The organism is Gemmatimonadaceae bacterium, from assembly GCA_036496605.1.
In the GTDB taxonomy this organism is placed as follows: domain Bacteria; phylum Gemmatimonadota; class Gemmatimonadetes; order Gemmatimonadales; family Gemmatimonadaceae; genus AG2.
Window position 1 is genome coordinate 18,293 of the sequence record DASXKV010000067.1, and the last position, 10,960, is coordinate 29,252.

At 66.0% G+C, this 10,960-nt stretch carries 10 protein-coding genes; 8 read left to right on the plus strand and 2 right to left on the minus strand.

Annotation, left to right across the window (positions count from 1 at the left end; translation table 11 throughout):
• Positions 1–24: 24 nt before the first annotated feature.
• Genes galT through VGH98_24740 form a run of 3 tightly spaced genes read left to right on the plus strand, consistent with a single transcriptional unit; the run spans position 25 to position 3,579 of the window.
• Positions 25–1,053: a galactose-1-phosphate uridylyltransferase gene (gene galT / locus VGH98_24730; GenBank protein ID HEY2379210.1), complete on the plus strand. Its 1,029-nt coding sequence runs from the start codon at positions 25–27 to the stop codon at positions 1,051–1,053.
• A 1-nt stretch (position 1,054) separates the two neighbouring features.
• Positions 1,055–2,062 carry a hypothetical protein gene (locus tag VGH98_24735; GenBank protein ID HEY2379211.1) on the plus strand — a complete coding sequence of 336 codons (1,008 nt, stop codon included), beginning with the start codon at positions 1,055–1,057 and terminating at the stop codon, positions 2,060–2,062.
• A complete protein-coding gene (locus tag VGH98_24740; GenBank protein ID HEY2379212.1) occupies positions 2,059–3,579 on the plus strand; it encodes a hypothetical protein in 1,521 nt (506 codons plus the stop codon). The genes VGH98_24735 and VGH98_24740 overlap by 4 nt, the downstream gene beginning before the upstream one ends.
• On the opposite strand, the gene VGH98_24745 is transcribed toward VGH98_24740, so the two are convergent.
• Positions 3,576–4,043, minus strand: coding sequence for a hypothetical protein (locus VGH98_24745; GenBank protein ID HEY2379213.1), 468 nt, complete (start codon positions 4,041–4,043; stop codon positions 3,576–3,578). The two genes, VGH98_24740 and VGH98_24745, sit on opposite strands and share 4 nt — an antisense overlap.
• Positions 4,044–4,186: 143 nt before the next feature.
• Here VGH98_24745 and VGH98_24750 point away from each other — a divergent pair, with 143 nt between their 5' ends.
• Both VGH98_24750 and VGH98_24755 read left to right on the plus strand, forming a co-directional pair.
• Entirely contained in the window at positions 4,187–4,780 is a 594-nt protein-coding gene (locus VGH98_24750; protein HEY2379214.1) for an ECF-type sigma factor, read from the plus strand.
• Positions 4,781–4,782: 2 nt separating this feature from the next.
• Positions 4,783–6,936 carry a protein kinase gene (locus VGH98_24755; GenBank protein ID HEY2379215.1) on the plus strand — a complete coding sequence of 718 codons (2,154 nt, stop codon included), beginning with the start codon at positions 4,783–4,785 and terminating at the stop codon, positions 6,934–6,936.
• Positions 6,937–6,984: 48 nt separating this feature from the next.
• On the opposite strand, the gene VGH98_24760 is transcribed toward VGH98_24755, so the two are convergent.
• Positions 6,985–8,565 carry an amidase gene (locus tag VGH98_24760; GenBank protein ID HEY2379216.1) on the minus strand — a complete coding sequence of 527 codons (1,581 nt, stop codon included), beginning with the start codon at positions 8,563–8,565 and terminating at the stop codon, positions 6,985–6,987.
• 294 nt (positions 8,566–8,859) lie between these two features.
• On the opposite strand from VGH98_24760, the gene VGH98_24765 reads away from it, so the two are divergent.
• The 3 genes from VGH98_24765 (at position 8,860) to VGH98_24775 (ending at position 10,959) form a co-directional block, all read left to right on the plus strand.
• Positions 8,860–9,117 (plus strand): hypothetical protein, encoded by a 258-nt coding sequence (locus tag VGH98_24765; protein HEY2379217.1) that lies wholly within the window; start codon positions 8,860–8,862, stop codon positions 9,115–9,117.
• Positions 9,118–9,207: 90 nt separating this feature from the next.
• Positions 9,208–10,128 carry a TIM barrel protein gene (locus tag VGH98_24770; protein HEY2379218.1) on the plus strand — a complete coding sequence of 307 codons (921 nt, stop codon included), beginning with the start codon at positions 9,208–9,210 and terminating at the stop codon, positions 10,126–10,128.
• A 105-nt stretch (positions 10,129–10,233) separates the two neighbouring features.
• Positions 10,234–10,959: an energy transducer TonB gene (locus VGH98_24775; GenBank protein HEY2379219.1), complete on the plus strand. Its 726-nt coding sequence runs from the start codon at positions 10,234–10,236 to the stop codon at positions 10,957–10,959.
• Position 10,960 lies beyond the last annotated feature (1 nt).

A 10,960-nucleotide genomic window follows, 5' to 3' on the forward strand; every position in this document is an offset into this window, starting at 1 on the left:
GCCTTTGTCGCAGAATCATGACCCATGGTCTGGGAAGAACGCTGGCACCCGCTACGCCGGGAGTGGGTCATCATCTCGTCGCATCGTGACGAACGTCCGTGGCACGGCGAACGCGTGTCCAATGACAGGCGTGCGGTGCCTCCATACGCACCGGACTGCTATCTGTGTCCCGGCAACGGGCGCAGCTCTGGTCAACGAAACGAGCAATACAGCGGCGTTTTCGTTTTCGACAACGACCATCCGTGCGTCGGGCCTTCCGCGCCAAACGAGCTTTCGTCGCCATCAGGGATTTACCAGAACCGACCGGCGCGCGGCGTGGCGCGCGTCGTCTGCTTCGACTGTCGCCACAACGTCACGCTCGCTCAGTTGAGCGAAGTAGAAATCCTCTCTTTGCTGACGACGTTGCAGGCGCAGTACGTGGAGCTCGGTGCGCGCGATGAGGTGAAGTGCGTTCACATCTTCGAGAACAAGGGCGAAGTCGTGGGCGTGAGCAATCCGCACCCACACTGCCAGATCTACGCAACGGATTTCGTGTTCAAAACGGTCGAGATCGAGGCCGAGGCGCAGGCGGATCATCTCGAGAAGTACGGCCAGCCGCTCTTTCAAGACATGATCGCGGCCGAGGAATCGGACGGCCGGCGACTCCTTGTGCGACGCGATCGCGCACTCTCGTTCGTTCCCTACTTCGCGCGCTATCCATACGAGACCTACGTTGCGCCTCGCGAGACGCGACCGAGTCTGGCAGCGCTCACACACGACGAGCTCGTGGACTTGAGCGCCGTCCTGCGCGAAACGTTGATCCGACTCGACAATCTGTGGCGCATGTCTTTTCCCTACGTGATGGTGCTCCATCAGGCGCCGACGGATGGAGGCGCTCATCCGGGATTTCACTGCCACATTCAGATCCATCCGCCGCTGCGCAAGCCGGGTCTCCTCAAGTATCTCGCCGGCCCGGAAATCGGCGGGGGAAACTTTCTCAACGACACCGCGCCCGAGGAGAAAGCTACCGAGCTGCGCGCCGTCTCGAGCGTACACTACACACAGGCCGAGTGAGGTGACGGCCGTGGAAAGTCTGCTCGAACCGATCCGGGCGATTCACGAGCGGATTCGTGATGCCGTCGTCGAAGCGTGCGAGCGACAATCATCGGAGCAGCTCGCGACCGTCGCGACGGACGACGCAGCCGAAAGCGACACCATTTACGCGATCGACCGAATTGGAGAGCAGCTTTTCGTCGACGGCCTGAGCGAACTGGCGCGGCGCGAGCCGATCTGTCTCGTCGGCGAAGGACTCGCCGACGGCCTGGTGCTGCCTAAAGGCACGAGCGGCGACGACTGCCGCTGGCGCGTGTTGATCGATCCGATCGACGGCACACGTGGACTGATGTATCAGAAGCGGAGCGCCTGGATCCTCACCGGCGTCGCGCCGAACCGTGGTCCGGCGACTCGGCTGCGTGACATCGCCCTCGCGGTGCAGACCGAGATCCCGCTCGTGAAACAGCATCTGTGCGATCAGCTCTGGGCGATGCGCGGACGCGGTGTCGAGGCGCGGCGACTCAATCGTCTCTCGGGTGGCTGCGAGCGCCTAACGCTGCGACCATCGCGAGCGGCGGGGATCGAACACGGCTTTGCCACGGTTGTGCGATTCTTCCCAGGCGCGCGCGATGTTCTCGCGGCAATCGACGACGACATCGCCCGCGCGCTGGTGCCTCCGAAGCCGGGACGAGCCGCGTGCTTCGAGGATCAGTACACGTCGACGGGGGGCGAGCTGTATGAATTGATGGCCGGTCATGATCGCTTCGTTGCGGACTTGCGGCCACTGATGCAATCGGTGCGCGCCTCACGAGGCCTTCCGTCAGGGCTGTGTTGTCATCCTTATGATCTCTGCACCGCGCTCGTCGCCCAGGAGTCGGGCGTGATCGTCACCGATCACGCGGGCGCGGCGATCGATACGCCCTTCGACACCCTGGCCGACGTGAGCTGGGTCGGCTACGCGAACGAACGTGTGCGCGCCGCAGTCGAACCCGTGCTGCAAGCGTCGCTCCGGCAGCGAGGGCTTCTATGAGCGAACGTCTGGCCGAGCGTTCGGGCGTCGAGGTGCGACGTCTGGCAGCGCTGCGCGACGCCGGCGAGGCGCATTGGTTCCAGAGCGCGATAGACCGTCTGCGCGGTCTGCCGCACGAAGCCGATGAGCGTGTGCGCAACTTCTTCGCGAGGGATGCGCCGATCTACATCGGCCGGGCACCCGGCCGCCTCGACGTCATGGGTGGCATCGCCGACTACAGCGGATCCGTCGTGCTGGAATTGCCGCTTGACTGTGCAACGGTGGCGATGGTTCAGCCGCGCACGACACGGTTCTGCGAAATGGCGACCCGCCGCGGTGAACGATGGCACCTGTTTCGTATGGAGTCATCGCGGTTGGCCTCAGGCCGTCCGCTCGGAACGCAGGCGGCGCTCAGGGCGTGGTTCCATGGCCGTGGCAGCGAGCGATGGGCGAGCTACTGCGCTGGCGTCATTCAGTGTTTCCTGCAGCGCGCCGCGCGCGAGGGAGGCCGGGTGCCGGTCGGACTGCGAGTCGTCATCGATTCGACGGTGCCGGCGGGGCGAGGCGTCGCGTCGTCGGCGGCGATCGAGGTCGCGGTCGGGATGGCGGTGGCCGCGGCGTGTTGCAGCACGGTGTCGGCGACGGAGCTTGCCACGCTCTGTCAGTCGGTAGAGAACAACGTCGTTGGCGCGCCGTGCGGCATCATGGATCAGATGACGAGCGCCTGCGGCCGTCGCGGCAGTCTTTTGCGCCTGCTCTGTCAGCCAGGGTCGATCGAGGGTCACGTCGAGATTCCGGCCGGCTATCGTTTCTATGGCATCGACTCCGGTATCTCGCACGTAGTGTCGGGCGCGGACTATGGCACCGTCCGGACCGCGGCGTTCATGGGCTATCGAATGATCGCCGCGCGTGCGGGTCTCCGCGTCGAGCGCGAAGGCAATCGTGTCCGAATCGACGACCCGCACTGGCGCGGGTATCTGGCGAATCTTTCCGATTCCGAGTTCACTCATCTTGCCGAAAGCCTGCCCGCGGCGATCGGCGGTGCCGAGTTCCTCGAGCGTTATGACGGCATCACTGACTCGGTGACGGCGGTCCGCGCGGATCGGCGCTATCCTGTACTTGCCGCAACTGGTCATCCCGTGCGCGAGCACGCTCGCGTTAGGCGATTCGCGGAGCTGTTGACCTCCCTCGCCGCTCGGCCCGCCGCGGCAGTCGAGATGGGACGGCTCATGGTCGACTCGCACCGAAGCTATGGAGCGTGCGGCCTCGGCAGCACCGGGACGGACCGACTCGTCGAGCTCGTGGCCGCCGTCGGGGCCGACCGCGGCGTCCACGGCGCAAAGATCACCGGCGGCGGCAGTGGCGGCACGGTCGCCGTATTCGCAACGGTCGAAGCAGAACCACTGGTGCGGGACGTGGCCGCTCGTTATGCAGCCGAGTCGGGTCGTCGCGCCAGTGTGTTCACGGAGTCAGGGCCCGGCGCGGCGGAGATCGGTGTCCTGATGCTCGAGCCGTCGGACAGCCAACACCAAGCCTAACGACGAGCAATCAGTGGCGCCCCGAGCAGCTCTGGTGTCGCCAGCTGTGTCTGCACAAACGTCCAGCGCTGGGTCAGGATCGACGAGGGTGCCTGCGCGATCGTGAACGTCGCCCGTGGATCGAGCGCCGCCTGTGCTGAGCGCTCCACGCCCGCGAGGACGGCTAAACGGACGAAGCCAGACGTCTCCGAAAGCGCGGCGCCGGGGATCCGAAGCGTCGTAAGCGCGCCAGGCGCAACGCGGCCGAGCCACCATTCGCGTTTTTCGCCGACGAAATAGACGTCGACGTGAGTCTGCCCCTGGTTGTCGAAGCGAATGGCGACCGGGTGTGCCGGTGTGGCCACCGCACCGTCCCAGGTGACCGGCGTCGCTGCTGGGGCACAAGCGCCGAGCACGAGCGTCGCCGGCAGAGCGACCGCGAGTGAAACCGCTGAAACAGCAGTACGGATAAGCGTCGTAGTCATCCTGTCCTCCATCGAAGGAATCAGGCGCGTTCAGCGCCTCATTCCATAGCGCGTCAAATGAGACCAAACCCACTCACCGTCCCGAGTGTCCATCAAGCAGACGGGCTTCTTCCACTCCAGCTTCCCCGGGTCGCCGCGAAACCATGCACATTCCCACGCCGCCAGATGGCGCGCACGAGGTTACCGAACTCCTGCGCGCATGGGGCGCAGGTGACGAACAGGCCTCCGACGAGCTCGCGCGGCTCGTCTACGAGGAGTTGCGGCGCCAGGCGCGACACGCCCTGATCAAGGAAGGCGATGGGCACACACTGCAGCCGACCGCACTCGTACATGAGGCGTGGATGCGCCTCGACGAACAGCACGGCGCGAGCTGGGAGAGCCGGACTCAGTTTTTCGCCGTTGCCGCACAGATGATGCGACGCGTGCTCGTCGATCATGCGCGCTCGCGTCGCACACTGAAGCGGGGAGGCGCCGCAGCGCAGGTGACACTCGGCGGCGTGGAGGGCGAGCTGGCTGTCGACGGGACGCCGCTCGACGCCGTGGATCTGCTCGCCCTGGACGATGCGCTCGCTCGCCTCGCGGCGCTCGATCCGTCGAAGGCGCGTCTCGTCGAGCTGCGCTATTTCGCCGGGTTCAGCATACCGGAGGCCGCCGCGGCGCTCGGCGTGTCCGAGGCGACGATTGGTCGCGAGTGGGTCGTCGCGCGCGCGTGGTTGCGACGCGAGCTGGAGGCCTAACGATGACGATGCCCGAGCCCTCCGGCATACCTCCAATGTCACCGGAGCGGTGGCGCCTGATCGAGGTAGTCTTCCAGGGCGCGCTGGCGTGCACGGCGGATCAGCGTGAGAGTTTCCTCAAGGACGCGTGCGGCGACGACGACGCGATGCGGCGGGAAGCCCTGTCACTGCTCGCCGCGCACGAGAGTATGACGGAGAGCTTTCTCGAGCGTCCGGCCGGCTCAGCGCTGCCGCCTAACGAACGCACCGCCGCAGCGTTGGCGAACGCGCTGGACGGGCGCTACGCGATCGAGCGCGAGATCGCGCACGGCGGGATGGCGACGGTCTATCTTGCGCGCGATCTGCGCCACGACCGCAGCGTCGCGATCAAGGTGATGCGGGACGAGATTGCAGCAGCCGTTGGGGCACAGCGATTCCTGGAGGAGATTCGCGTCACCGCGTCGCTCCAGCATCCGCACGTTCTCCCGTTGTACGACTCGGGAAGCGCCGGCGGCCTCCTCTGGTACGTCATGCCATTCGCCGACGGAGAAACACTGCGTTCTCGCCTCGAGCGCGAGCGGCGGCTTCCCATCGAGGACGCGTTGCAAATCGCGCGCGAGATCGCGGAGGCGCTCGAGCACGCGCACGCGCGTGGCGTCGTCCACCGCGACATCAAACCGGAGAACGTGTTGCTCCAGGGCGGACATTCCCTCGTCGCTGACTTTGGGATCGCGCTTGCCCTCGAGCGCGCCGGCGGCGAGCGCCTAACGCGCACCGGCCTCACGCTCGGGACGCCGCAGTACATGTCGCCCGAGCAGGCACGAGGGGAGCGCGCTCTCGATGCCCGCGTCGACGTCTACGCGCTTGGCGCCGTGCTGCACGAGATGCTCGTGGGGGAGGCGCCATTTGCCGCGGAGTCGCGTCAGGTCATGCTTCAGCGGATTCTCAAGGAGCCCGCGAAGTCGCTCGCGACGCGTCGTCCCGAAGTTGCGCCGTGGCTCGACGCGGCCGTACAACGATCGTTGGCGAAGCGCGCCGAAGATCGGTTTCCGAGTGCAACCGCGTTCGCAACCGCGCTGGTCGCGCCAGCAGCAGGAGCGGAAGCGCCTTCGGAGTCACAGTTCGATGTGCCGCACCGGCAGCCTAACGATGTGAAGTCGAGGGGCCTGGTGCCGACTCGAGTCGCGGTCTTCGCGGGCGTCGCGGGCATTGCGCTGGGGCTCGTCGTCGGTTGGATGCTTGCGCACGCGACACCGGTTCCACGGTGGGCGACTAACCGCCAGGGACTCGTACAACCAGAGAAGGCGGCCACAGCGGCGATTGCGAGCGCCGATATGGCTGCGAACACCGTTGGGTCTACTGACGGACTGTCGCTCGTCGTCGTCGATCGGGCGGGACGTTCGCTGCGCACAATTCCAGCAAATCGCCCGTGGACCCCGCGTTTCTCGCCGGACGGGCGTCGCGTCGCATACGGCGCATTCGGCTCGGGACGCGGTACGAGCGACCTGTGGATCACGGATCTCGACGCCGGCAGCACGCAGCGGCTCACCGACGACGACGGCGATAGCAATGATCCGCAGTGGAGTCCGGACGGCAACGTCATCGCCTATTCGGTGAGCGCTCCAGGTGGAAAGGACGTGGCCGTGCGACGCCTCGACGGCAGCGCGGCGCGAGTCGTCGCGTCGCGCGACGGCACGCAGTTCCCGAGCGATTGGCTGCGCGACGGGAATGCGCTTCTCGTCACCGACGATCAAGGTGCGGGCGGGCATGACGTCATCGTGCAGCCGGCCGATGGATCGGCGGCACGGCCGTATGCGGCGACATCCGCGGATGAGACGGCGGCGCGGATCTCCCCCGATGGGCACTGGATCGCGTACACGTCGGACCAGTCGGGAGCCCCAGAGGTCTATATGGATTCGTATCCGCGTGCCGGCCGACGCGTGGCGATCTCGAGGAACGGCGGAGTACACCCGGTCTGGCGCGCTGATGGGCGCGAGCTGTACTACTGGCGCAGCGATCGTCTCGTCGCGGTCCAACTGGGCATCGCAACGTCAGGTGCGCTGCCGGCTGTCGTGTCGGAGTCGGTGTTGTTCAGGGCACCGTATGTCGTTGGACTGAACACGATGTATGATGCCTCCCCGGACGGCAGTCGATTCGTCGTTGTGCAACACCAATAGGACGAAACGCTGGCCGAGCGTCGCGACCTGCCGCGACGAAGGCAGAGATCAGGTGCGCGGTGGGGGCACGAAGCGATGAGAGTGCTGCTCGTACGCGTGGGCATATGCGAGCACGCGCGCGTCGGTACCCGGCAAGCCGACGACCGAGAGATTGAGCGCCGGCATGTTGTCCGTCCCCATTCCAGCGGGGACGGACACCTCCGGCAAGCCGAGCCAGTTGCCGTAGCCAAGCGTCGTCCGGATGTTCGGCCAGGGATCGACGGCACGCGGAGCGTTGAATGGCATCGTCGGATAGACCATCGCCGACACGCCGGCGGCACGCATGGCGTCGGCAAGCTGCCTGACGATTTCCGCGCGCGAGCGCGCGAAGGAACGACCCGCCGGATCGTCCGTCATCGGATGGTCGAGGAGGGGCTCGCATTCCTCGAATGTCGCGGGGAGCACGTCATAGAAAGAGCGATAGGCGCCGTAGCCGCTGCGCACCGCCGCGCGCGCGTCGCTGGTGCGGCCCTCGAAGTAGCGGAGCAGCGCATTCGCGGTCGGCGCAGGCGATTTGGGATCGACGGCGACGTCGCCGCGCTCGCGCGCTGCGTTTGTGAAGGCGGCCCGATAGTTCGCCAAAGTAATCGGCGACGCGAATGACTCGGCACTAGCGCCAGCGGCGCGGAGATCGCCTAACGCGCGATCCCAGGCGGCGACGGCCTCAGCGCTCATCTGCGCGCGTGGGACGTGCGCGTCGACGACGCCGAGCCGCACGCCCGACAGCGCATCCGCGCGCAGTGCCGACAACGGTGCAGCGTCCCACGCACTCGTGAGTGCGAGCGGGTCCGACGCATCGGGGCCCGCGATCGCCGCGAGCAGCAGCGCCGCGTCGGCGACGAAGCGCGCGAGTGGACCGTGTGTGTCGAGATAGGGCCAGGTCGGTATCACACCGGTGCGTGGCACGAGACCGAAGGTCGGCTTCATCCCGACGACGCCGGTGAACTGGGCGGGAATACGATTCGAGCCGCCGTCGTCCGTGCCTAACGCGGCGAAGGCCATCCCGTCCGCGACGGCGACGGCAGAGCCAGCGCTCGATCCGCCCGGTGTGCGGGTGCCCGTCGGGTCGTGCGGGTTGAGCACCTGTCCCGTGTGACTGCTCGTCCCGTTGCCACGATAAGCGAAATCGTCGGCGGCTGTTTTGCCGAGGACGACGGCGCCGGCGGCGCGCATGCGCGTGACTTCGATCGCGTCGCGCCTAACGGAATCGGGGAAGAGGCGTGCCCAGTCGGCGTTCGAGCCCGTCGTCGGCAAACCGTTCATGTCGTAGATCGCCTTGGCAAACACCGGAACTCCGTCGAGCGGTCCGCGTAGCTGGCCCGCGCGCAGCCGCGCATCCGACGCGCGAGCATCGGCAAGTGCCGCCACGGACAGCACGTCGATCGCACGCCACTTCGATCCGTCGGCCCGGCAGCGCTCGAGGGCCCGGGTTGTCACCTCGGTCGCGCTCCACTCGCCACGCCGGCGGCCGGTTTGATAGTCCGCGATCGTACCGTCGAGCGGATCGGTCGCGGTGAAGCGTAGCCGCGGTAGCGGCAGCGCGGCGAAGGCGGCGAGCTGAATGAGCACTTCGCGGCGACTAGGTGACATCAGGGAGCTGGAATGTGAAGGCGGAGGAACCGCGGGTGGCGGAATTTGACGCTTTTGATCCCTCTTCGCATCTGACTTGCAAAGCGAATATGGCTGCGTACCCCTTCGGAGCCATCCCTGCTCGCGCATCGCGCCGACGAGGTTTTCCTCGAGGCAGTCGCGGAACGAATTCAAGCAGTCATCTGTCGTGATCCTCGTCACAACCTGGATGCCGAGGCAGAGAAACTCTGCGTCCGCGCCGAGGATCTGGGACGACTCATCGAAGGCGGCGATCGACCACTCGAGCCGGCGCTGGTGCTCGACGTGGTCGCAGCGGTCGTCCAGGAGTATGCCGTCGATCCAATGTGGCTGCTCACCGGCCAGTATGATGGGGCTGCACACCGGAATGCGTTGTTACTCGGCGAAGACAGGGGCAAACCAGGCCGGCAGATCCTTCGCGACATGGTTCAGGCGCAGTTCGATCAGCTGCGCGAGAAGCGATTCTATCTGACGCTGCCGCCGGCACTCGCGATCTTGCGCCAGAAGATGGTTTCGCTTCTGCGCTCGCGTTAGGCAGCATCCACCGCTAGACGCGCGAGATCGGCGCTCGCCAATTGCGGGGCGCTGCTGCATGTTTCCGTGCCCTCGCCCATGGATCCGTCGATGCCTTCACGTCGTGACTTTCTTCGCTATCTCGGTGTCGGTGCGGCCGGCGCCGTGTTGCCTTTTCGCGTGATGCGCTCGAGCACTGCAATGAGAGCGCCGGGCGATATGCAATTCGGGTATGCCGCCATTACGTGGGGCGGCAACGACGAGCAGGCGATCGATGACATCGCCGACCTCGGATTTCCAGGCATCCAACTCCGCGCGAGCGTCCTCGCCAAGTTCGCGGATCAGCCGTTCGCGCTACGGGATCTGTTGGCGCAGCACCATCTGGCGTTCGTCGCTCTATCGAGCGGCAACGTGTCGATCGATCCCGCGGTGGAGGCACGCACGATCGACGAGCACGTCGCGCACGCGAAGTTCCTGCGCGATGCGGGAGGATTGTATCTCCAGCTCATCGATGAGCGGCCGCAAGGATGGCCGGTCGACGCAACGAACATCGGGCGGCTCGGCCGCCTGTTGACCGAGATCGGAAAGCGGACGGCCGACGTCGGCATCCCGGTCGCCTACCATCCACATATGGGGAGTATCGGGGAGAAGCCTAACGATGCGGACCGCGTGCTCGATGCGAGCGACCCGAAGTACGTTCGGCTGTTGCTGGACGTCGCGCACTATCAGGTGGGCGGAGGAGATCCAGCCGCCGCGATCCGGAAGTACAGGGATCGGCTGCTGCTCCTTCACATCAAGGATGTGCGCCGGCCGATTCGCGAGAGCGGTCCGTCGTACGAGTTCGTCGAGCTCGGACGAGGCTCGGTCGATTTGCCCGCCGTGTTCGCGGCGCTTCGCGACGTCAAGTTTCGCGGCTGGGCAATCGTGGAGCTGGACGCCGTGCCCGATCACGCGCACACGCCGAAGGAATCGGCGGAGATCAGCAAACGCTACCTGCAGGACGTGATCGGCATGCGTGTTCTATCATCCTGAGGAGCGCGGACGGGAGAATTCATCGAATCTTCATCCATTGCTCAGCGCCAATTCATCGGCCGCCTAGCGATTCGTCATGCAGCACTCGCCGATTGTGGTCATGTTGTGGCCAACGACCATGCGGAGGATGCGATGCTGCGCACGCTGTTGGAGTCAAAGGCACTACCGACTCGCCGCGCCGGCGGGACGCTCATCAGCGTCGGCGTGCACACGGCAGCAATCGCACTGGCGATCGCCACGACAGCTCGAGCGACAGCCGCGCCGCGAACGTACGTAATCCGAAGCACGCCCGTAACGTACGTCGCCCCGCTGCGGCCACGTGAGTCGCTTCGCTCGCGGAGCAATGGCTCGTCGGTGAGCGGCATGGTCGTTCCGACCATCGAGTACGTGGATGTTCCACCGATCTTCGCGCCGACCTACGTGAACACGAAGCCGTGCTGTCCGTATCCAAGTGAATCCTGGGGTAACCCGACGATAGTTCCTTCCGGACTCGTCGCGCGTCCCGGAGGTCTCGGCAGCGGTACGCCCGACATCTACACGACAGCTCAGGTCGAGAAGGCGGCAACGCCTGTAGCGAGCAACCCGCGTCCCGTGTATCCAGCAGGCCTGCGCGCCGCGCAGGTCGAGGGCTCGGTGACCGCGCGCTTTGTCGTCGACACCACCGGGCTCGCCGAACCGGGATCGATCGCATTCCCGGAGGCATCCCAAGCGCAATTCGCCGACGCCGTGCGCGAAGCGCTCCTGCGCTCGCGCTATCTGCCGGCGATGATAGGCGATCGTCGAGTACGGCAGCTCGTCGAGCAGCGCTTCGCGTTCACGTTGACGCGATAAG

Excerpts from the sequence above, each read along its gene's own strand:
- galT (HEY2379210.1), top strand. The coding sequence starts at position 25 with ATGGTCTGGGAAGAACGCTGGCACCCGCTACGCCGGGAGTGGGTCATC.
- VGH98_24740 (HEY2379212.1), top strand. The coding sequence starts at position 2,059 with ATGAGCGAACGTCTGGCCGAGCGTTCGGGCGTCGAGGTGCGACGTCTG.
- VGH98_24745 (HEY2379213.1), bottom strand. The coding sequence starts at position 4,043 with ATGACTACGACGCTTATCCGTACTGCTGTTTCAGCGGTTTCACTCGCG.
- VGH98_24750 (HEY2379214.1), top strand. The coding sequence starts at position 4,187 with ATGCACATTCCCACGCCGCCAGATGGCGCGCACGAGGTTACCGAACTC.
- VGH98_24755 (HEY2379215.1), top strand. The coding sequence starts at position 4,783 with ATGACGATGCCCGAGCCCTCCGGCATACCTCCAATGTCACCGGAGCGG.
- VGH98_24760 (HEY2379216.1), bottom strand. The coding sequence starts at position 8,565 with ATGTCACCTAGTCGCCGCGAAGTGCTCATTCAGCTCGCCGCCTTCGCC.
- VGH98_24770 (HEY2379218.1), top strand. The coding sequence starts at position 9,208 with ATGCCTTCACGTCGTGACTTTCTTCGCTATCTCGGTGTCGGTGCGGCC.